Source organism: uncultured Luteimonas sp., from assembly GCF_947492465.1.
In the GTDB taxonomy this organism is placed as follows: Bacteria; Pseudomonadota; Gammaproteobacteria; order Xanthomonadales; family Xanthomonadaceae; genus Luteimonas.
On sequence record NZ_CANLNF010000001.1, the window covers coordinates 726,737 to 747,661 of the forward strand.

Annotated in this window: 23 protein-coding genes; 7 read left to right on the plus strand and 16 right to left on the minus strand. The window is 71.7% G+C overall.

Translation table 11 applies throughout. From position 1 onward, the window contains the following. Positions 1-26: 26 nt before the first annotated feature. Positions 27-1,091, minus strand: a complete 1,065-nt coding sequence (locus Q0863_RS03265) for a DUF1615 domain-containing protein (protein ID WP_298574985.1) — start codon at positions 1,089-1,091, stop codon at positions 27-29. Between the two features lie 219 nt (positions 1,092-1,310). Beyond that, positions 1,311-1,727 (minus strand): DnrO protein, encoded by a 417-nt coding sequence (locus tag Q0863_RS03270; protein ID WP_298574987.1) that lies wholly within the window; start codon positions 1,725-1,727, stop codon positions 1,311-1,313. A gap of 348 nt (positions 1,728-2,075) precedes the next feature. On the opposite strand from Q0863_RS03270, the gene Q0863_RS03275 reads away from it, so the two are divergent. Continuing rightward, positions 2,076-2,360 (plus strand): hypothetical protein, encoded by a 285-nt coding sequence (locus tag Q0863_RS03275; protein WP_298574989.1) that lies wholly within the window; start codon positions 2,076-2,078, stop codon positions 2,358-2,360. Between the two features lie 31 nt (positions 2,361-2,391). Here Q0863_RS03275 and Q0863_RS03280 read toward each other — a convergent pair whose 3' ends face one another. Next, on the minus strand, positions 2,392-2,712 hold the full coding sequence (locus tag Q0863_RS03280; protein WP_298574991.1) for a hypothetical protein: 321 nt from the start codon (positions 2,710-2,712) through the stop codon (positions 2,392-2,394). Positions 2,713-2,862: 150 nt separating this feature from the next. Beyond that, positions 2,863-3,219, minus strand: a complete 357-nt coding sequence (locus Q0863_RS03285) for a DUF1428 domain-containing protein (protein ID WP_298574993.1) — start codon at positions 3,217-3,219, stop codon at positions 2,863-2,865. A gap of 258 nt (positions 3,220-3,477) precedes the next feature. Between Q0863_RS03285 and Q0863_RS03290 the strand changes: the two genes are divergently transcribed. Continuing rightward, entirely contained in the window at positions 3,478-4,662 is a 1,185-nt protein-coding gene (locus Q0863_RS03290) for a hypothetical protein (protein WP_298574995.1), read from the plus strand. Positions 4,663-4,677: 15 nt separating this feature from the next. On the opposite strand, the gene Q0863_RS03295 is transcribed toward Q0863_RS03290, so the two are convergent. The 3 genes from Q0863_RS03295 to Q0863_RS03305 form a co-directional block, all read right to left on the minus strand. Continuing rightward, a complete protein-coding gene (locus tag Q0863_RS03295; protein ID WP_345780514.1) occupies positions 4,678-6,540 on the minus strand; it encodes an ABC transporter ATP-binding protein in 1,863 nt (620 codons plus the stop codon). Positions 6,541-6,661: 121 nt separating this feature from the next. Continuing rightward, on the minus strand, positions 6,662-8,419 hold the full coding sequence (locus Q0863_RS03300; protein ID WP_298574998.1) for a DUF2207 domain-containing protein: 1,758 nt from the start codon (positions 8,417-8,419) through the stop codon (positions 6,662-6,664). Continuing rightward, positions 8,416-8,973: a LemA family protein gene (locus tag Q0863_RS03305; protein ID WP_298574999.1), complete on the minus strand. Its 558-nt coding sequence runs from the start codon at positions 8,971-8,973 to the stop codon at positions 8,416-8,418. Before Q0863_RS03305 ends, Q0863_RS03300 begins: the two co-directional genes overlap by 4 nt. A 176-nt stretch (positions 8,974-9,149) precedes the next feature. On the opposite strand from Q0863_RS03305, the gene Q0863_RS03310 reads away from it, so the two are divergent. Further along, positions 9,150-9,668: a DUF4019 domain-containing protein gene (locus tag Q0863_RS03310; protein WP_298575001.1), complete on the plus strand. Its 519-nt coding sequence runs from the start codon at positions 9,150-9,152 to the stop codon at positions 9,666-9,668. Positions 9,669-9,778: 110 nt separating this feature from the next. Here the strand turns inward: Q0863_RS03310 and Q0863_RS03315 are convergent, their stop codons facing one another. From Q0863_RS03315 to Q0863_RS03335, 5 genes are all read right to left on the minus strand, one after another. Then, the gene (locus Q0863_RS03315) at positions 9,779-10,489 is read right to left on the minus strand and encodes a hypothetical protein (RefSeq protein WP_298575003.1); all 711 of its coding nucleotides are present in this window, start codon (positions 10,487-10,489) and stop codon (positions 9,779-9,781) included. Positions 10,490-10,558: 69 nt separating this feature from the next. Further along, positions 10,559-11,233, minus strand: coding sequence for a hypothetical protein (locus tag Q0863_RS03320; RefSeq protein ID WP_298575005.1), 675 nt, complete (start codon positions 11,231-11,233; stop codon positions 10,559-10,561). 14 nt (positions 11,234-11,247) lie between these two features. Next, positions 11,248-11,769: a sigma-70 family RNA polymerase sigma factor gene (locus tag Q0863_RS03325; RefSeq protein WP_298575006.1), complete on the minus strand. Its 522-nt coding sequence runs from the start codon at positions 11,767-11,769 to the stop codon at positions 11,248-11,250. Positions 11,770-11,874: 105 nt separating this feature from the next. Then, positions 11,875-12,816 carry a DMT family transporter gene (locus Q0863_RS03330; RefSeq protein WP_298575009.1) on the minus strand — a complete coding sequence of 314 codons (942 nt, stop codon included), beginning with the start codon at positions 12,814-12,816 and terminating at the stop codon, positions 11,875-11,877. 118 nt (positions 12,817-12,934) lie between these two features. After that, the gene (locus Q0863_RS03335) at positions 12,935-13,816 is read right to left on the minus strand and encodes a LysR substrate-binding domain-containing protein (protein ID WP_298575011.1); all 882 of its coding nucleotides are present in this window, start codon (positions 13,814-13,816) and stop codon (positions 12,935-12,937) included. Between the two features lie 101 nt (positions 13,817-13,917). Between Q0863_RS03335 and Q0863_RS03340 the strand changes: the two genes are divergently transcribed. From Q0863_RS03340 to Q0863_RS03355, 4 genes are all read left to right on the plus strand, one after another. After that, on the plus strand, positions 13,918-14,814 hold the full coding sequence (locus tag Q0863_RS03340; RefSeq protein WP_298575013.1) for a DMT family transporter: 897 nt from the start codon (positions 13,918-13,920) through the stop codon (positions 14,812-14,814). After that, entirely contained in the window at positions 14,811-15,302 is a 492-nt protein-coding gene (locus Q0863_RS03345) for a hypothetical protein (RefSeq protein ID WP_298575015.1), read from the plus strand. The genes Q0863_RS03340 and Q0863_RS03345 overlap by 4 nt, the downstream gene beginning before the upstream one ends. After that, positions 15,191-15,703 (plus strand): cyclase family protein, encoded by a 513-nt coding sequence (locus tag Q0863_RS03350; protein ID WP_298575017.1) that lies wholly within the window; start codon positions 15,191-15,193, stop codon positions 15,701-15,703. Before Q0863_RS03345 ends, Q0863_RS03350 begins: the two co-directional genes overlap by 112 nt. A 104-nt stretch (positions 15,704-15,807) precedes the next feature. Continuing rightward, on the plus strand, positions 15,808-17,067 hold the full coding sequence (locus Q0863_RS03355) for an amidohydrolase family protein (RefSeq protein ID WP_298575019.1): 1,260 nt from the start codon (positions 15,808-15,810) through the stop codon (positions 17,065-17,067). Positions 17,068-17,126: 59 nt separating this feature from the next. Here the strand turns inward: Q0863_RS03355 and Q0863_RS03360 are convergent, their stop codons facing one another. The 4 genes from Q0863_RS03360 to Q0863_RS03375 form a co-directional block, all read right to left on the minus strand. Next, entirely contained in the window at positions 17,127-18,455 is a 1,329-nt protein-coding gene (locus Q0863_RS03360) for an MFS transporter (protein WP_298575021.1), read from the minus strand. An 11-nt stretch (positions 18,456-18,466) separates the two neighbouring features. Further along, on the minus strand, positions 18,467-19,450 hold the full coding sequence (locus Q0863_RS03365) for an aldo/keto reductase (protein WP_298575023.1): 984 nt from the start codon (positions 19,448-19,450) through the stop codon (positions 18,467-18,469). 191 nt (positions 19,451-19,641) lie between these two features. Further along, positions 19,642-20,496 (minus strand): DUF72 domain-containing protein, encoded by an 855-nt coding sequence (locus Q0863_RS03370; protein ID WP_298575025.1) that lies wholly within the window; start codon positions 20,494-20,496, stop codon positions 19,642-19,644. Beyond that, complete coding sequence (locus Q0863_RS03375) at positions 20,484-20,909, minus strand: VOC family protein (protein ID WP_298575027.1); 426 nt, start codon at positions 20,907-20,909, stop codon at positions 20,484-20,486. The genes Q0863_RS03370 and Q0863_RS03375 overlap by 13 nt, the downstream gene beginning before the upstream one ends. Between the last annotated feature and the right edge of the window lie 16 nt (positions 20,910-20,925).

Here is a 20,925-nt window from a genome sequence, read left to right on the forward strand (position 1 = left end):
CGCCTGCGTGGTGCCGCAACGCCCGGCTATCGCTGCAGGCAGTTCCGGTAGCGCGCGTCCACGCGTTCGGCGAACCAGGCGGTGGTGAGTTCGCGGCTGATCTTGGGACTGTCGAGGCGGATCCCCGGCACGAGTGCGCGCGGCAGCGGCGAGCCTTCATGCGCTTCGGCGATGGCGAACACGCCGCGGAACAGATCGGTGTCGTTGAAGTCGAGACGGTCGCCGCGCTCCAGCGCCCGGCGGATCGCGCGTTCGTCCATGCCCAGCTGCGGGGCCAGCGCCCGCACTGCAGCCTCGGTGCGTCCCGGCCGGTCGAGCGGGGCGCCGGGGGCCAGCAGGTCGCCGTCGAGTTCCAGCGGCAGGCCGCTGGCGCGGCTGGCGGCTGCCTGGAATGCGGCGTTGCGGCTGGCATAGCGGCCGGCGTTGTAGTCGGCGAAGCGATGGATCTTGCGCACGTAGGGCGTTTCGTAGCCGAGCAGGTGCGCGATGCCGAAGTACAGTCCGCCGCGCCGGCTGAAGACCTCGTTGCGGATCGAGGCATCGACCGGCCACGGATAGCCGGCCGCGTTGGCCTCGGCAAACGGGATACCCACCTGCATCGCGCCGCCGGTCTGCACCGGATTGCGCCCGGCGAACAGCCGCTCGCCCATCGGCACGCGTCCGATCAGGTCTTCGTAGAGTTCGCTGAGCTCGCGCTCGGTGCGCACGCGGGCCAGGCGCTCGCCGTAGCTGCGGCCATCGCCGGAGGGCAGCTTGAGCGCTGCGTCCACCAGCAGTTTCGGGATGTGCAGCGCCGCGGCACGGCGATCGATCTCGCCGCGGGCGATGCCGGGCAGGCCGGCGACCGGCGGGTCGGCCTTGTAACCCGACTCCTGCTCGATCACCGCCAGCACCGCGCAGATGTTTTCCACGGCCGGTGCGATGCGCTGCGCGGTGAAGGCGACCTGGATGTCGCTTGCCCAGCCGTCGCGGTCCGGCACCGTCGCCGGGATCCGCCGCTGGACGTCGGCGCGCAGCGCATGCGGGTCCGGGGCCGGCGTGGACGGTGCGCGCGTGGCACAGCCGGAGAGTGCAAGCAGCGCGCCCAGCACGCAGCCCCAGCGGGCGGCGGGTAGGTCGCGTGCCGGCGCTGGACGTGCGTGTGGAGGTGCCAGGCGCCTGGCCGATGCTGCGCGACAGGCGCGCGCTTGCGTGGCCGCAGTGGACCGCGGATGCCTCACGCCGATCTCCTGTCAGGGCAGCCGGCATGATGGCGGTGCCCGGGCCGGCCCACAAGCCGGCCCCCGGCAGATGGCCGCAGCGGTTGCGGCTCAGCCGTTCGGGTCGTCGAACAGCGCCTCGTAGTTGCCGACCGCCGCGTGCATGTCGGCAACCGGCGCTGAATCGGCGGGGTTCGCGTGCAGGGCTTGGCTGCCGGCCATGAGCCGCGCCAAGACCGCGTGCAGGGCGACATCCGGCTCGGTTTCGAGCTTGCAGTTGGCGAACATGTATTCGATGGCGGCATCGATATCGGTGGCGCGGGCGACGACGGTGGCCGGGTCCGGATCCGCCTCGACGCCGGCGATGGCGACGCGGACCCGCGACATGCCCTCGATCAGCGGCGCGTCCGGCGTCCAGGGCGTGTGCCCCTCGGGCACCGGGAAGTCCATCCCAGCCTGTCCGTGATGCGGGTCATCGTGTGCATGCGCGTCGTCCGCGGCGTGCGCATCGACCTGCGCGGCCGCCACGCTGTCGGTGCCGGTCGCCGCGGCCGTCGCCTCGCCGTCGCCCGCGCATCCTGATCCAAGGGCAGCCATCGCCAGTGCGAGCGCAAGACCCAGCGGAACCCGTTTCAAGTGCATGACAACACCTCCAGGGCAGTGGGGGAGGGCTCCATCCTGGGACGCCGGGCCGGCCGGCACCCTGACTTGGGTCAAGCGGCGAGGGCGCACGGCGGCGGCAGGGCGAGAGGCCCGGGACGGAGAGGTGTGGACTGCGTCGGCATCCGCATCAGGGCGTGCATCTGTTCACGCGCTGGCCGCGAAACCCGGTCTGTGCTATAATTCCAGCCGTAACCCGTTGTAATTATTCAATTTATGGAGGAAGCAATCAAAAATTACCTGAAGCGTTCATTTCTTTCCCTGATTCCCCGCGGCCATCGTCGTCGCCGACCGTCCCATGCGCGCGCCGCGTTCGCGCCGACGGTAAGCATCACCCGCCTCCAGTCCGGCCTGCCGCAGGCGTTCCCCGCGGCCATCCCCGAAGACGACGGTCACCGCAGCCGCCGCCGCCGCCCGCATGCAGGCTATACCCGCGGCCGCTACCTTGCGCGAACGCTGCCCATGGCCGGCAGCAGCCAGCCGCTGTTCCGCGTCACCTGACCGGCAACTGCGCCGCAGCCCGCAGCGCGTCCTATCCGATTTCCATCGCGGCCAGTATCTGCAGGCGGCCCTGGTAGGCGTCCCAGTCGGCCTGGCTCTTGGTCGGCGCGCTGGCGTCGGCATACAGGTGGATGCGGTCGGTGTCCTGGCTGCGGGCGTGGCTGAGCAGCTCGGCCTGGGTCGGACTGAGGGCGGCGAACCGGACCGCGTGCGGTGCGTAGTCGACGTGGGCCTCGGTGCGCATGCCCAGCGGCTTGTACAGCCGGTTGAGCACGACATGGCCATGCCCCTCCACGCGCTCGATGCAGTACGGCAGGAAGACGCGGCGGAACTCCTCGGTGGCCTGGCCCATGGCATCCCCCTGCAGACGTGTGGCCTGCAGTCTTCCGCAGGAGGCCGCGGCAGGCAACCGGTGCCTGCCGTGGCCGTCCGCCGGGACAGCCCCCCCGACGCAGAGGACACGCCGTGCGGCGGGGCCTGATCCGCATCGCGGACGCGGCGGTCAGCTGCCGAGTTCGAGCAGGCAGTCGAAGCCGCCGAAGATCATGCGCTTGCCGTCGAAGGGCATGGGGTTGGACGGATCCATGCGCGGGTCTTCCATCATCTTCTTCATCCCGGCGTCGCGGGTGGCCTTGTCCGGCCACTCGATCCAGGAAAACACCACCGTCTCGTCGGGGCCTGCCTTCACGGCGCGCGCGAAGTCGGTGACCTTGCCGGCGGGCACGTCGTCGCCCCAGGCCTCGATCACGCGGGTCGCGCCGAATTCGATGAAGCAGGGGTCGAAGCGGCGGGCGTGTTCGAGGAAGGTCTGGCGGTTGGCGGTGGGAACGGCAATCACGAAACCATCGATGTACGGCATGGGACGCTCCTGGCTGGGGCGGCGCTGGCCGCCGGGTGGACGGCGGGCGATCCGCCCGTGTACTGCAGCGACGAAGCGCAGGCGTGGATTTCGACACGCCGCTCACGCAATCGCCATGCGCCGCGCCGTGGTCCACGGGCGCCGTGCGGGTTCATCGGCCGTTGTGGTCGCCGGCGGCCCGCGCCCTACACTGGCACGCCCCCCTGCAGTCGCGCGGCAGTGACGCCCGCCGGCTGTCCCGCCCGCGGACGTGCGTTCATGTGCAAGCGTTTTTCCATCCTCCTGCTGGCCAGCCTGCTGTTGCTCGGCTGCCGTGCGCAGGACGACACCCAGGCCGCGACCGTGGAGGTCGCCAGCCCGGAGGAGGGCGGCGCGGTGAGCACCGCGCCGGTGCAGGTGGACGGCGCCGAACCGCCGCTCGAGGCCGAAGTCTCCGAACCGGTACCCGACGAGCCCGAGGGCGTCGACTGGTCCCCGCTGGAGCTCGCGCCGGGCGTGGCCTCGGTGAGCTGCGAACTGGACTACGTGCGCGAGGGCGACGGTGCGTCCCTGGAGACGTTCGACCAGGCGGCCGTGACCGCCGCGCTGGGCGAGTGCGCCGAGCGCGGCGTGGTCCGGCTGCGCTATTCCGGCAAGATCAACGCCGCGTTCGCCTCGCTGATGCAGCGGGTGACCGAGGTCGCCGACACGCTGGACATCGGCAAGCGGGTCCTCGACATCGATTCGAGCGGCGGCATGGTCGAGGATGCGATCCGCGCCGGCGACCGCATCGCCGAATCGCGCTGGACGGTCTGGGTGCGCGAGGACGCGGTCTGCCACAGCGCCTGCGTGTTCATCCTCGCCGCCGGCGACATGCGCATGGTCAGCGGCCGGATCGGCATCCACCGCATCATCCGCATGAGCTCGACCGCGTCCACCCGCCTGGAACTCAACCGCGAACTGCGCGTGGTCTACGACCGGGTGCGCGACTACCTCGAACGCAACGGCGCCGCGACCGCGGTGGCGGACCTGATGATGGCGGTGCCCAACCGCAACCTGCGCCTGCTGACCGGCGACGAGCTCGCCCTGTACGGACTGGACGGCATCAACCCGGCCCAGGACGACCTCGACCGGCTGCGCCTGATGCGCCAGTGCGGCGAGGACTTCGTTTCCCGTCGCGACGCGTTCGTGCGGGCCTTCGACACCAGCTGCAAGCCCGCCAACGCCGACCTGGAGACGCTCAACGCCTGCGGCCTGGACCTGCGCAAGGACTATGGCTTTCCCGATGCGACCTGCCCGACCGAGAGCCCGCTGTCGGAGTTCGATGCGCTGCTGGTCGCCGACAAGCCCGAGCACATGGGCCGGCGTGCGCTGACGCCGGTGCAGGAAGGCGAGCAGGGCGGCCAGGCCCGCCGCGACGAGCCCGAGCGCGACGACGCCAGCGGCGACGCCGACTGGCGCTGACCGCGCCGCGCCTGCTCAGGCTTCCGTGAGGCCCGTTGCCGGGAGCGTGTCCCCGCTGTCGATGAAGCCGCCGGACTGCCGCGCCCACAGCTGGGCATACAGCCCGCCGGCCGCGACCAGCTCGCCGTGCACGCCCTGTTCGACGATCGCGCCCTGGTCCATGACCACCAGCCGGTCCATGGCGGCGATGGTGGACAGGCGGTGGGCGATGGCGATGACGGTCTTGCCTTCCATCAGCCGGTACAGGTTTTCCTGGATCACCGCCTCGACTTCCGAATCCAGCGCCGAGGTCGCCTCGTCCAGCACCAGGATCGGCGCGTTCTTGAGCAGTACCCGCGCGATCGCGATGCGCTGGCGCTGCCCGCCGGAGAGCTTGACCCCGCGTTCGCCGACGTGGGCGTCGTAGCCGCGCCGGCCCTGGCCGTCGGTCAGTTCGAGGATGAACTCGTGCGCGCGCGCCTGGCGCGCGGCCTCGACCATCTCGTCCTCGCCCGCGTCGGGACGGCCGTACAGGATGTTGTCGCGCACCGACCGGTGCAGCAGCGAGGTGTCCTGGGTCACCACGCCGATCTGCGCACGCAGCGAATCCTGCTGCACGCTGGCGATGTCGGTGCCGTCGACCAGGATGCGCCCGCTCTCGCAGTCGTGGAAGCGCAGCAGCAGGTTGACCAGGGTCGACTTGCCTGCGCCCGAGCGCCCGACCACGCCGATCTTCTCGCCGGGGCGCACGTGAAGGTCGAGATGGTCGATCACCCCGCCGGCCTTGCCGTAGTGGAAGCCGACGCCGTCGAACCGGATGTCGCCGCGCACCCGCGCCAGCGCGGGCGCGCCTGCGGCGTCGTCGACCGTGGGCGGCAGCGAGATCGAGCCGATCCCGTCGTGCACCGTGCCGATGTTCTCGAACAGCGTCGACAGCTCCCACATGATCCACTGCGACATGCCCAGGATGCGCAGCACCAGCGCGACCGTGACCGCGATGGCGCCGGCGCCGACCGCGCCCTGGTGCCACAGCCACAGCCCCAGCACCACGGTGGCGAACAGCAGCGCCATGTTCATCGCGTACAGCAGGCTGTAGACGTGGGTGGCCAGCCGCATCTGCGGATAGACGGTGGTCAGGAAGCCGTCCATCGCCTCGCGCGCATAGGCCTGCTCGCGCCTGGAATGGGAGAACAGCTTGACCGTGGCGATGTTGGTGTAGCTGTCGACGATGCGCCCGGTCATCTCCGAGCGCGCATCGGCCTGGGCGCGCGAGATCTTCTCCATGCGCGGCACGAAATGCAGCATCAGCAGCGCGTAGCCGGCGATCCAGGCGGCGAACGGCAGCATCAGCCGCCAGTCCGAGGCGGCAGCCACGGCCAGGGTGCCGGCGAAGAACACCAGCACGTAGTTGCCGATGTCGAGCAGCTTGACCACCGTCTCGCGCACCGCCAGCGAGGTCTGCATCAGCTTGGTGGCGATGCGCCCGGCGAACTCGTCCTGGAAGTAGCCCATAGACTGGCGCAGCAGGTAACGGTGCACGTTCCAGCGGATCCGCATCGGGAAGTTGCCGAGCAGGGTCTGGTGCTGGACCAGGGCGTTGAGCAGCACCGTCAGCGGCAGCGCCACCAGCACCAGCACGCCCATCCACAGCAGTCGGCGGCCCTCCTCGGCCAGGAAGGTGTCCGGCGTGGTGCTGCCGAGGCGGTCGACCAGGGAGCCGACATAGGCGTACAGCGACAGCTCTGCGACCGCGATGCCGGCCGTGGTGAGCGCCATCAGCAGCAGCCATTTCTCCGTGCCGCGCGTGTAGTGCCGGCAGAAGGCGTACAGCGAGCGCGGAGGCTGCGCCGGGGGATCCGGCGGGAACGGGTCGAGCCGGGATTCGAACCAGCGATACATGGGATGGGGGCGGGCGGGGGAGTCGCGCATTGTCGCCGATCACCGCGGGCACCGCCGCGGGCCACGGGGATGCGCCGCGTCCGCCGCCCGTTGCCGGCCTGGCGATCCCCGCCGCGGCCGCTCAGCGGCCGCCACCTCCACCGCCGCCGCCGCCGCCGCCCGAGAATCCACCGCCGCCGCCCCCGGAGGAGCTGCCCGGCGGCGAGGACGAGGACGCGATCTGTGACGCGAGGCTGCCGCCGATCGCCTTGGTGAAGCTGCCGATGTCGCCGATCGAACCGGTGCCGTTGCTGCCGTGGTACCAGCCGATCGCCGAGGTCGCCGCCGCGGCGGCGGCCGCGCCCACCGCGAGCGTGAACTTCGCGGTCCACGCGTCCTCCACGTCGAGCGCCACCGCATAGGGCAGCAAGGCCTCGAAGCGCGCGGCGTCGAGCGTGGGTTCCGGCCCGTCCGGCGCATCGCCGCCAGGCGCCTGCAGGCGCTGCAGGTCCTGTTTTTCCGCCACTGCGAGGTACCGACGCAGGCCTTCGATGTGGTCGAGCATGCGCCGTCCCTCGCGGGTCGGTGCGCGCACCAGGAAGGCGAAGCTCACCACGACGGCCACCATCGCCAGCATCGGCACCGCGGCGAACAGCAGGCCGCCGCCGGTGGCCCCGCCCAGCACCAGGGCCGCGGCGCAGAACAGCAGCATCAGCAGCAGGGCCACCAGGCCGCTGCCGCCGTTGTTGTGGAACATCGTGCCGCGATAGCGCCGGTCGAGCGCCTTGCGGTGGTCGCTGTTGGCCTTCTGCAGCAGCACGGCGTTGTCCTGGTCCAGTTCCACCGTGGACTGCCGCGCGAACAGCCCCTGCATCAGCGCCGCCGCATCGCCGGCGGGCGCGGCGCCGGTCCGCTCCAGCCGCCAGTGGTCGCTGAGCAGGCCCTTGTCGCGTTCGATCCGCAGCGCGCCGGTTACCGCCAGCGAGAGCACGTCGGCCGAGAAGCAGCGCGTGTCGTAGCCCATGCGGCGGATGAAGCGCAGGCCCGCGGGGCTGATGCCCTCGGGCGGCTGGTAGCGCGCGATCACGGTGCCTGCAGGCGGATCGCGACCCACCTGGTGCCAGCGCAGCGCGCAGTAGCCCGATACCACCAGCAGCCCGAGCAGGGCGACCAGCAGCGCGATGTTGTCCGCCAGCAGCCAGCGCAGCCGCTGCGCGCGCGCGGGCTCGGCGACCACCCCCTTGGGAAAGGTGAGCAGCACGGTCAGTCCCTCGCCGGGCTGCAGCGGCGCGGTCAGCGCCCAGCGGGCCACGCCCGGCGACGGCGTCGAGGCCGCGTGGCCCTGGCCGCGCGCGCCCTGCGCGCCGGTCCAGCCGTCCACGGCCAGGTCGGCTACGGGCACCGGCTGCGGCAGGCGCAGCTCGACCTGGCCCGAATCGATCGCGAACTCCCAGCCGGTGCCGATCGCGTTCCAGTACAGCTCGTCGCGATCCTCGAAGAAGCCGAGCTGGCGGGTGGTGCGGTAGCGCAGGGTGTAGCTGTGCGTGGCCGGCACCGGCAGCAGGTCGTCGTTGCCGGTGTTCACCCGCACGCCGTTGCCGCGGCGCTCGGTGAACCAGGGTTCGGGCCGGCCATCGCGCAGCACCTCGAGCACCTCGAAGCCGACGACCACCCGGTTGCCGTGGCGGTCGCGGTAGCGGGTGGGGAAGTCGCGGTAGATGCCGCGCCGGATCCGCTCGCCCTCGGCGCGCACGCGGATGCGTTCGGTCACCTCCAGGCTGCCGTCGGCTTCGACCGCCACGTCGATGGCGTAGGACTCGATGCGCTCGACCGCCTGCGCCTGCAGCGCGCTGGCGGCCAGCAGGACGAGCGCGCAGGCGCAGCGCAGCAGGGCCCTCACGGCAGCTGCACCCGGACCGGCGCGCGCTGGGCGTCGCCGGCCTCGAAGAACTCCTCGCGGCCGAAGCCGGCCAGGCGCGCGACCAGCAGGTCGGGCACGCGCTGGGTGGCGTCGTTGTAGTCGCGCACCGCGCCGTTGTAGAAGCGCCGCGCGTACTGCAGCTGCTCCTCGACTTCGACCAGGTCGCGCTGCAGCTGCGCGAAATTGCCGCTCGCCTTCAGTTCGGGGTAGGCCTCGCGCAGGGCGAACAGGCGGCCGATCGCCTGTTCCAGCGCGTCCTCGACCTCGGCCAGGCGCGGCCGGCTCGGCCCCGCGAGCGCCTGCGTACGCAGTCCGGTCACGGTGTCCAGCACGGCCCGCTCGTGGCCGGCGTAGGCCTGCACGGCCGCCACCAGCTGCGGGACCAGGTCGTGGCGGCGCATCAGCTGCACGTCGATGTCGGCCCAGGCGGTGCGCACCTGGTTGCGCAGCCGGACCAGGCGGTTGAAGGCCCACACCGCCCAGCCGAGCAGGGCGAGCAGCAGGCACAGCGGCAGCAGCAGGGACAGGCGCATTCGGGCAGGTTCCCGGTCGGGCTGGAAGCGGATGGACTGGACGCGTGCCGGCGGTCCGGTGTGACAAGGGTAACGGAGCGGCGGACGCCCCGCGGGGACGGCCCCGGTGCCGCTGGAACCGGCCGGGCGGTCGCGTACACTCGGGCCCCCGACCTCAACGCAAGGCCTGATCGACCATGAACAGACTGCGCCTGTCTTCCACCCTCGCCGCGCTGATCCTGTGCGGCAGCGCCCTGGCCCAGCAGCCCGCCCCGCAGCCGGCTCCGGCCGCGCAGCCCGCCGCGACGCAGCAGCCGGCCATGGAGCAGCTCACGCCGGAACAGCGCGCCGCGCTGGCCAAGCAGGACGCCGACATGACCCAGGCGGCGCTGCAGGTGCTGCAGCTGGTGGACGGCAACCGCATCGGCGAGGTGTGGGACGGCGCGTCCGCGGCGATGAAGCGGATGGTCCCGCGCGACGAGTTCATCAAGCAGGTCACGATCGACCGCAACCGCCTGGGCGCCGTGGCCTCGCGCGGCACGCCCGAAGTGAGCCGCTCGCTGTTCCGCGCGGGGCAGCAGGTGCCCGAGGGCCTGTACATCAACGTGCGATCGGCGACGACCTTCGCCAGCAACCCGCAGCCGGTGCGCGAGCTGGTGTCGTTCCGCCTCGACGAGGACCGCGTCTGGCGCGTGTCGGGCTACAGCCTGCGCTGATCCCCGGCCGCGCGCGCCTCCCGGCGGATGCGCCGCAGCCCGTTGCCCCGCCGACCCGGCTTGCCGGGCGCGGTCGTGAAGCGCCAGGCGCGGCCTGGCACCGCCGCCCGTCAGGGCAGGGCCGCCGTCGCCGGCAGCACGTCGGAATCCACCAGCACGAAGCGTCCGTCGTCCTGGACCCGGTAGCGCGCGCGGTAGCCGGGACCGGCCATCGCGCCGCGGCCGGTCTCCTCGTGGATGGCGAAGGCCCGCGCGGTTTCGATGTCGTAGTCGCGCCGGTACAGCATGCCCATGGCGCCGACCAGCAGATGGTCGACCAGCGTGCCGTCCCCGCGGCGCGTGCTGAACAGCACGTCCAGGTGCGCGGGTTCGAACGGCGTGCCGATGTCCGCGCGCAGCAGCCAGACGTCGGCGGCGCCGGACGATCCGATCCGGAACAGCCGCAGCTGCCCGGGCTCGAGCGCGTGCAGGTCGAGCGTGCCGCCTTCCTCGTGGTAGGCGAAGACGCGGCCGTAGGCGCGGTCGAACGCGAGCGGCGACTTCAGCGTGCGCGGGCCGAACAGCGACAGCACGCAGCGCGCCACGGCGTCGCTGCCGCGCGGCGCCGCATGCGTGAACGCGAAGCCTTCCCGCAGCGGAAGCTGCAGCGACACCAGGGTGCCTGGCAGGCAGCTGAGCGTGGCCGTGGCGGCCGCCGGCTCGGCGTCCTGCGTGGCGCGGGGCGCCGGGTCGGCGCATGCCGCAAGCAGGCAGGCGGCCAGCAGGCAGGCGGCGCGCGCGACGACGGCAGGGCGCGCGCCCGCGCGGGAAACTCCAGGCATGCGAGGTGCATCGGGCTGTCGGTCCAGCGGCGATGATACGCGCTCGTACCCGCGGCTTCGCCGCTGGACTCAGTCGCGTTCGAAGCTTGCCAGTTCGTCGAGCAGGCGCTGGCCGCGGCGGATGCCGTCGCTGCCGTCGGCGGCGCCGCAGCCGTGCCCGTGCACCTGTGCGTCCGCCTGCGCATCCGCCGGGCGTCGCCGCCGCCACGCCGCCCACGCCCAGGTGCCGAGCAGGCCGGCGATGCCGACGGCAAGGCTGGCCGCGATCCAGGCGGGCGTCCCGGCCGCCGGATCGACTTCGCCAAGCCCGGCGACCGCCAGCACCACCGGCAGCCACATGATCCACCAGGGCAGTCCGCACAGGCTCGCGTTGCAGGCCTGCAGGCGCAGCAGCATCGCCATCTTCTTCTGGATCCGCAGCACCGGCGCGGAATAGTCGATGCTGGCGGCGCAGGCGATCGTCAGCCCCGCCATCACCGCGGTCATCAGGCCGAAGGCATGCACCAGCACGCCGCTGGCGAGCAGGCCGGGGATGTCGGTGTTGCGGGTCCAGCAGGCCACGCCCAGCACGACCAGGCCGATCCCCAGCAGCAGCTGCAGCCCCTGGCCCCACAGCAGCGGACGCAGCTGGCCGCGCACGCGCTCGAGCCGATGCTCGCGCAGCAGCTGCCACTGCAGGTCGTGCTGGCGCTCCAGCTGCCGGCCCAGCGTCTGCCAGGCCTGTCTCAGTTCGTCGAGTTCCATGATCATTGTTCCTGTCATGCGGGATCCGCGCGGCCGTCGTTCGCGGCCCAGTCGCGCAGGCGCTGCTTGAGGCGGCTGATGCGGGAGGTGACGCTGCTTTCGCCCAGGCCCAGGATCTCGGCCATCTCGCGGGTGCTGCGCTCTTCCAGGTACAGCACCAGCAGCGCGCGGTTGAGGGGGTCGAGCGTGTCCATGAAGCGCCACAGCAGGCGCAGGCGCTCGCCGTCCTCGGGGCGGGCGGCGCCTTCGTCGGCGTGCTCGTGCAGGCTCTCGTCCAGCGGCACCGCGTGGCGGCGGCGCAGGGTTTCGCCGCGCAGCCAGGAGATCGCGGTGTTCAGCGCGATCCGGTACATCCAGGTCGAGAACCTGCGCGCCGGGTCGTAGGCGGGCCACGCTCGCCAGAGCTGGGTGGCGATGTCCTGGGCCAGGTCGGCGCGGTCCTCGGCGCCGTAGGCGTAGCTGTTGGCGACCTTCAGCACGATGCCGCGATGCTGCTGCAGCAGCGCGTCGAAGCGGGCGGAAGCGGATGCGGGCATCGACGCGTGGTCCAGGGTCCGGCTGCGGGAAAGTGTGCCTGTCATGGCGGGGTGGTTCGCGGCAGGACGCGGTTTGTCACGCGGCCGGCGCCACCGGTGCCCGCCCTATTCGACGATACCCTTGGCCTCGGAGGTGCCCAGCACCTCGGGATGGTCGATCCGCCGCTGCGGATGCAGCAACGGATGGGCGAACACCGCCGCCAGCAGCACCGCCACCCCGGCATAGAACATCGGCGCCAGTTCGTGCTGCTCGCCGAGCAGCAGCATGGCCAGCACGATCGCGTAGACCGGCTCGAGATTCACCGCCATCTGCGCGGAGAACGCGCTGATGTGGCGCAGCGCGACCAGCGACAGCGCGAACGGGAACAGCGTGCAGGCGCCGGCGAGCAGCAGCAGCCACAGCGCGTCGCCGGGCGAGGGCAGTTCCAGCAGCGGTCCGGCGAATACCGGGAAGAGCAGCGGCATCAGCGGTGCGAGCAGGGTCAGCGCGAGCGTGCCGGCGCCCAGCTCGACGGCGGTCACCGTCAGCGGATCGGCATGATCGACCAGGCGCTTGTTGAGCGAGCCGAACACGGCCACGAACAGTGCCGAGAGGGCGCCGACCATGATCCCCGTGCGCATGTCGGCCGAGACCCCGCCGACCACCAGGGCGACGCCTGGCAGCACCAGCACGCCCAGCGCCAGCTCGCGGATCGAGAAGCGGCGGCGCGCCAGCTTGGGTTCGATCAGGGCGACGAACACCGGCGCCAGCGCCATGCAGGTGGCCGCGACCGACGCGTTGGCGAGCTTGATCGCGCCATAGAAGGTCAGCCAGTGCAGCGCGACCAGCACGCCGATGCCGGCATAGGCCAGCAGCAGCCGCGCCGGCAGCGCGCGCAGGCCGCGCCACACGCGCGGCACCAGCAGCAGTGCCAGCACCACCAGGCCCATCCGCCACCACACCAGCGGCAGCGCCGGCAGCGTGATCAGCTTGCCCAGGATCGCGGTGAAGCCCCACAGCAGCACGCACAGGTGGATCTGCCAGTGGGCCTTGGCGGTGGGGCTCATTGGGGGGGAGGAAAGGCGGACGGGTGGTCAGGATGCCTGCCGCGGATGGAATCGTCACGACCCGTCCCCCGGGCGCGCCGGAGGGCCGTGGTCGATGCCCGCTCCGCAGGGGCCGCGCTCAGTCCACCGGCTGCGCCACCAGCCAGTCGATGACGCGGCGCACCGCCGCCCGCGGCCGCCGGTGCGCGGGGTAGGCGATGTAGTAGGCGTAGCGGCCCGGCATCGGCGCGCCGGGCAGGCGCGCCAGCTGCCCGCTCGCCAGCCAGGGCGCGACGATGCGTTCGCGCGCGAGCGCCGCCCCCAGCCCGAGCGACGCGGCGCGCAGCATGTCGGTGCTGTCGCTGAAGACGAACTGTTCGTCCAGGCGGGTGCTGCGCACGCCGTTGGCCCGGAACCAGTCGTGCCAGCCCTGGTGGCTGAGGTCGGCGACCAGCGGCAGCTGCAGGATGTCCGCGGCCGAGGCGACGCGGTCCAGCCCCGGCAGCGAAGGTGCGGCCACCGGGAACAGCGTCTCGTCCATCAGGTGCTGCGCCGCCAGCCCGGGCCAGCGCCCCGGCCCGTGGCGGATCGCCAGGTCGGGACCGACCTCGTCGAGCCGGGTCAGGGCGATCTCGGTATCCACGCGCAGGCGCAGGTCAGGGTGTTCGCGGGCGAAGGCGGGCAGCTTGGGGATCAGCCAGGTGTAGGCGAACGAATGCAGGGTGGTGATGCGCACCGTGCGCGCGTCGTCGCGGCTGCGCAGGTCCTGCATGGCGCCGTCGAGATCGTGGATCGCCGCACTCGCGACGTCGGCCAGGTGCCGGCCTTCGGCGGTCAGCGAGACGCCGCGCGCATGGCGCTGGAACAGGGCCACCCCCAGCCGGGCCTCGAGCTTGCGCACGTGGTGGCTGACCGCGCTGGAGGTCAGGTGAAGCTCTTCGGCGGCATGCGCGAAATTCTGGTGCCGGGCCGCCGATTCGAATGCCACCAGCGCCGGCAGCAGGTCGGAACGCAGTGTCATGCGAGCCACAAATCCGGTTTGTGCCTTGGCCAAAAAGTATGCGCTTGTGCGTGCGTGGGCGACAAGCACAATGCCCCGCTCCCCACTGCAAGATTGCCGCCATGTCCTGCCAGAACGCGACCGCGGCAACGGCAATGCCCAGCGAGGCCGGATGGCTGACGCCGCTGGAGCTGTGCGTGCTCGGGGCGATCTGGGGCGCGTCGTTCCTGTTCATGCGGGTGGCTGCGCCGGACTTCGGCGCAGCGCCGCTGGTGGAGGTGCGCCTGGCGCTGGGCGCGTTCGTGCTGCTGCCGTTCCTGTGGCGCGCGCGTGGCCAGTTCCCGCTGCGCCTGTGGCCGAAGCTGGCGGTGATCGGTGCGATCAACTCGGCCGTGCCGTTCCTGCTGTTCGCGTGGGCGGCGCAGCGCGCGCCGGCCGGCATCGGCGCGATCGCCAACGCGATGACCGTGCTGTTCACCGCGCTGATGGGCTTCCTGTTCTTCGGCGAGCGCATCGGCACGCGCCGCGCGGTGGCGCTGCTGGCCGGCTTCGCCGGCGTGGTGGTGCTGGCCAGCGGCAAGGTCGCCGGCATGAGCGTCGGTGCGGCGGCGCTGGCCGGTGCGCTGGCCTCGCTGCTGTACGGCCTGGGCATCAACCTGGTGCGCCGGCACCTCACCGGCCTGCCGCCTGCCGCCGTGGCGTCGGCCACGCTCGGGGTCGCGGCGCTGCTGACCCTGCCGCTGGCGCTCGCGACCTGGCCGGCGCAGCCGTTGCCGCTGGCGTCGTGGCTGTCGGCGGCGATGCTGGGCGTGCTGTGCACGGGCATCGCCTTCGTCATGTACTACCGGCTGATCGCGCGCATCGGCGCCAGCCGCGCCTCCACCGTCACCTACCTGGTGCCGCTGTTCGGCGTGGCCTGGGCATGGTGGCTGCTGGACGAGCCCCTGACCTGGACGATGGCCCTGGCCGGCGCCCTGATCCTGGGCAGCGTGGCCTTCAGCCAGGGACGCGCGCGATGACGCACAAGCGCGTGCAGTTCGACTTCGAGCTGGAGTTCACCAATGGCGGCGGGCTGCAGGGCCAGGGCTTCCGGCTCGACATCGACGGCGACGACATCGACGACGCCGCACTGGCCGAGTACATCGTGCGTGACCTGCGGCTGCTGATGGCGGGCCCGGTGCGGATCACGCGCAAGGCGATCATCGCCGAGGCGCACAAGCGCGTGGCGTCGCCCGCGCCACACCTGTGCGGGATCGTCGAGCTGAGCCACGTGGTGCGCGACGGCACGGTGCCTATCCCGGCCTGCCGGCCGCGCGCATCTGCGACTACCTCGGCCGCGAGGCCTCGCGCGCGCACTACGCAGAAGGCACCGAGTTCCCGATCGCGCGCATCGACATGGTCGCCAACACCGGCACCTACGTGGACTGTCCGTTTCACCGCTACGCCGACGGCGCCGACCTGGCGCAGATGCCGGCCTCCGCGTTCGCGGACCTCGACGCGGTGGTGATCGACGCCGACCACCGCTGGCTGCGGGCGATCGATGCCGAACACCTGCGCAGGGTGGAGCTGCGGGGCCGTGCGGTGCTGGTGCGCACCGGCTGGGACGTCCACTGGGAATCGCCCGCCTACGCCGACCACCATCCGTTCCTCACCGAAGCGGCCGCCACCTGGCTGCGCGACTGCGGCGTGGCCCTGGTCGGCATCGACTCGATGAACATCGACGACACCCGCGGCAAGGCGCGGCCGGTGCATACGATCCTGCCCGGCGCGGGCATCCCGATCGTGGAACACCTGTGCAACCTCGCCGCGCTGCCGCGCGAGGGTTTCCGCTTCACCGCGCTGCCGCCGCGGTTTGCCGGCGTCGGCACCTTTCCGGTGCGCGCGCTCGCGACACTGGGCGGGCGCTGATCGGCCGGACGGGTGCGAATCGCTGCAGCCCGGGGCTTCCGGGAGGGGCGCACATCGTGCGAAGGCGCCTAACATCGCACCGTCCGGCCGCCAGGTGCATCGCCGTGCGTGAGGTCTTCCGTGTCGTCTTCCTCCTGGGCCTCGTGCTCGCGGGCATGCAGCCCGCGCACGCGGCCGAACTGGCGGTGACCAACGCGCGGATCGTCGCGGCGCCCGATGCCGAGCCCATCGAGCACGGCACCGTGCTGGTGCGCGACGGCCGCATCGTGGCGGTCGGCAAGACCGCCGCCATCGCCATCCCCGCGAACGCCGAGATTCTCGATGCCGCCGGCGGCACCCTCGTCGCCGGCTTCTGGAACAGCCACGTGCACCTCATGGCGCCGCCGCTCGACCGGGCCAGCGCGCACCCCGGCGACGTGCTGTCGGAGCGCTTGTCGTCCGCGTACCTGCGCTGGGGCTTCACCACGATCTTCGACATCGCCTCGCCACCGGGCAATGCGATCGCGTTGCGCACGCGGATCGCCGCCGGCGAGGTGGAGGGCCCCCACATCCTGACCGTCGACATGCCGTTCTTCCCCAGGGACGGCAAGCCGGTCTACGTGCCCGACGAACTGGGCGGCTGGAACGCGCGGCTGGCGGAAGTGGCGAACCCGGAGGACGCTGCGGCACGGGCGCGGCGGCAGCTGGAGCAGGGTGCCGACGGGCTGAAGCTGTTCGGCGGCGCCATCGTCGGCGGCGAGGTCGGCGTACTGCCGATGGACCTCGACGTGGCCCGCGCGGTGGTCGAGGTGGCGCATGCCGCGGGCAGGCGCGTGTTCGTGCATCCCACCAATGCCGACGGCCTGGCGGTCGCGATCGACAGCGGCGCCGACGTGCTCGCACACACCGCGCCACAGGCCGGGCCGTGGCCGGAGGCGCTGGTGCAGCGCATGGTCGGGGACGACATGGCGCTGGTGCCGACGCTGGCGCTGTTCGAGGTCGAGATGCGCAAGGAGAACGTGCCCGAGGCGATCCTGGCGCAGGCGATCGGCACCACGAAACAGCAGGTCGCCGCGTTCGCCGCGGCTGGCGGTACGGTGCTGTTCGGAACCGACGCGGGCTATGTCGATGCCTACGACACCAGCATCGAGTTGCGACTGATGCACGAGGCGGGAATGGACTGGCGCCGGATCCTCGAGAGCCTGACCACCGCGCCCGCGGCGTATTTCGGACATGCGCAGCGCAAGGGCCGGATCGCGGAAGGGCTCGATGCCGACCTGGTGGTGCTGCACAACGACCCCGCGGACGGCGTGGACGCATTCGCCGATGTCCGCTACACGCTGCGCGGCGGCAGGCTCGTGTACCGGGCGGCGACCGGGGACTGAGCGCGCGCTGGACAATGGCGCCGGACCCTCGCCCCCCGGGTGGACGGGGAGAGCCGTCGTCAGGCTCCGCGGTCCGCGCCGGGCGCCGGCGACGTCGCTCCCGCCTGCTGCGCGCCCCGCTGCTGCGCGCGTCCCAGCCACAGCCCGAGCATCGCCCAGAACAGCGCCAGCGGCACCACCACCGTGACCAGGCCGCCGAGCGCCAGGCCCAGGCGCCCGAGCAGGCCTTCGGTCTGCGCGCCGACCACGTCGCCTGCGCGATACACGAAGGTGTCGATGAAGGCCTTGGCCTTGTACTTGTCCTCGCGGCTGATCACCGTGAACAGCGCTTCGCGCGCCGGACGCGTGAGGCCGCGCTGCACCGCCTTGCTGGTGGCCTCGAGCAGGATCAGCAATGCGAACGACCCGTAGATGGCCAGTCCGACGAAGCCCAGCGCCGTCGCGACCGGCAGCGCGGCCAGCGCGAAGCCCAGGCCGAAGCGTCGGATGATGTGGCCGGTGAGCGTGAGCTGCAGCAGCAGCACCGCGAGCTGGGTCCACATGTCGATATTGCCCAGCAGGCTGGTGCGCGCGTCGAGGTCGCTCTCGGCCGCGGCCACCATCTGCAGGCGGGTGAAGTAGATGAACGTGGCGACGATGGTCATCGTCAGCACGTAGCCGGCGATGCCCATCAGGTAGGGCGAGGAGAACACTGCGCGCAGCCCGGCCCATGCGCTGCCGCCGATGCGCCGTTCCTCGTGTGCGACGGTGGAGGGGACCGCATCGCCGGCGTCGTCCCGGCGATCGGTCCGCACGTGCACCAGTGTCCAGGCCAGGCCGACCCCGAGCAGCAGAAAACCTGCGGCCACCAGCAGCAGGCTCGCGGTGCCCAGCGGCTCGGCCAGCCGCGCCGCCAGCCATGGCCCGAAGATCGCGCCCAGCGTGCCGCCGACCGCGATCAGCGCGAACAGGCGCCTGCCCTGGGCGCTGCTGAAGCGGTCGGCCAGCAGGGCCCAGAACACCATGGTCACGAACAGGTTGAACACGCTGAACCACACGTAGAACACCTGGCCGCTGCGCGCGCCCACCGCGTCGGGCGCGGACAGCAGCAGCGCCCAGAACCCCACCAGGCTCGCCGCGAAGAACACGTAGGTGGCGCTGATGAAGTGCAGCCGCCGCAGCCGCGCCACCAGCCAGCCGAACAGCGGGTTGACGGCCAGCGTCACCACCGCGGTGCCCACGAACAGCCAGCGCACGCTGTCGATGCCGCGCTCCATGCCCAGCGCGTCGCGCGCCGGGCGCAACATCATCAGCGCGGTGAGGATGCAGAAGAAGAACAGCCCGGCGACCAGCACCGGCCCGGTTTCGCCGCGACGCAGGTTGAACAGCTGCTGGAATCCCGCCTTCATCGGGGCGCGGCTCAGGCGAACATCGCGACCAGTTCGGCCTGCTGCGTTTCATCCAGCAGTGGAGCGGTGCCGCCGCCGAGGTTGTCGGCCTGACGCTCCGGCTTGCCGGTCGCCGGAATGACCGCGGTCACCGCCGGATGGCTGATCGTGAACTTCAGGAACATCTGCGCCCATGACGTCACGCCTGCCGCGGCGGCCCAGTCCGGCAGCGCCTTGCCGCGCGTGGCGGTGAACAGCTTGCCGTCGTCGAACGCGCGGTTGACGATCACCGCGATACCCAGCTCCTGCGCCAGCGGGAAGATGGTCTGCGCGGCCTGCGGCGCGTTGACCGAATAGTTGATCTGCACGAAGTCGGGCTTCTCCGCGCGCATCAGCCGCGCGGTTTCGGCATGGCCGCGCTCCAGGTAATGGGTGATGCCGATGTACTTCGCCTTGCCCTGGGCCTTGAGTTCGCGCGCATAGGGCATGGCCTCGGCCATGTTGCGCAGGTTGTGGACCTGCAGCAGCTCGACATGGTCGGTGCGCAGCCGCCGCAGCGAATCGGCCCACTGCGCCTCCAGGGCAGCGCGGCTGTCCGCGGCCAGCTTGGTGGCGAGGAAGCAGCGCTCGCGCCAGCCGCCGCCCGCGAGCAGGGCACCGACCACGTCCTCGGCATTGCTGTAGTTGGGCGAGGTGTCGAGCAGGCGGCCGCCGCCTTCGAAGAACACCTTCATCACGTCCTCGAGTGCCTCGAACTCCGGAGAATCCAGCGGCACCTCGTAGCTGCCGGAGGTGCCGACGCCGATCACCGGAATCGTTTCGCCGGTGGCGGGAATGGCGCGGGCCAGCAGTGCACCGCCGACCGGCACGATGTCGGCGATGGCGCCGGTGGGCTTCTCGTGCGGGCGTGGCGAGGCCGGATCGGGCCTGTCCTGGCTGCAGGCGGCGAGCGGGGCCAGCGCCAGCCCGGTGGCGGCGAGGCTGGCGCTGGCGATGAAGTCGCGGCGACTGGTCATGACGGAACTCCTGGTGATGGGACGGCAGGACGAACGCCTCGATGCGCGGCAGGGTAGGCACAAGTGGCCGGGTGAATCCAGTGACTGAAGTCGCGTCGGGACAGCCGTCCATCGGAGATGACCGCAGCGTCGCGGCTTCACAGGGAGACGGCGTGGCACCTCTCCTGCCCGTGTCGCCTGCACCGGTGTCCTCAGCCCCGGCGCGCGCCCAGCAGCCGCAACAGCTCGATCGCTGCGGCAGGATTGCGCTCCTTCGCCGCCGAGATGAAGAAGATGAACACCTCGCGCTTGTGCGGCTTCGCCCGGGATCGGGTCGGCCCCAGCAGGCTCGGCAGGTCGGCGGGGGTGCCGCCTTGCGCCCAGGTGCGCGCACGTCCGGCCCACGCCTGCAGTTCCGCAGCCGGGTATCCGGATGCGACCTCGGAACGCGAGCGCATCAGGCGCGCATAGATGAAGTCCGCGGTCGCGTCCGCAAAGCTCGGGTGCGCATCCGAATCGGTGAAGACCGTCGCCATGCCATGGCGGCGGGCGAGGGCGACGTACTCCGCGTCGACGAAGGCGTGGTCGCGCACGTCGAGCACATGGCGCATCGGCCTGCCGGACACCTGGCGCGGCAGGGATTCCAGGAAGGCGCCGAATGCCGCGCGATCGATGCGTGTTCCCGCGTCGAACTGCCACACCAGTGCGGCCAGGCGGTCACCCAGTTCGGCGATGCCGCCCACGAAGTCCTCGACCTGCGCGCCGGTCTGGTCCAGCGCGCGCGCCTGGGTGATGCGTTTGGGCGCCTTGGCGGTGAACACGAATCCTGGCGGGGTCTGCTCGCGCCATTTCGCGTACGTGGCTGGCTTCTGCGCCCCGTAGTAGGTGCCGTTGATCTCGATCGCCGACAACTCGCGGCTGGCGTACTCCAGCTCGCGGCGCTGGACCAGGCCCTTGGGATAGAAGTTGTCCCGCCAGGGCGCATAGGTCCAGCCGCCGACGCCGACGCGGATGCCATCGACGGCGGGCACGCCGTCGCCCGGCAGGTCCAGGGTCAGGCTGCCCATGGGTCGTAGCTCCCGAACCACCACAGGTGGCCTTCCGGGTCGCGGCACGAATAGCCGCGACCGCCGTAGTCCTGGTCGGCGATGTCCTGCACGATGGTGGCGCCCGCGGCCTTGGCCCGCGCGTAGTGGGCGTCGCAGTCGGCCACGATCACGCACGGGCTCTGGGTCTCGCGCAGGCCGGTTTCGTCGGGCTGCACGATCTGGCGGCCCCATTCGCTCGTGTTGTCGGCGGAGCCGAGCATGACCATGCCGTTGCCGAAGGTCAGCTGCGCGTGGTGGACGGTGTCGCCGTCGGCATACACCGCGTGCTTCACGAATCCGAACGCCGCGCACAGCCATTCGATGGCGGCGGGCGCGTCGCGGTAGCGCAGGCAGGGAATGATGGTGGCGGTGGTGCTGGCGGCGAGGGACATGGCGTCGGCTCCGGGC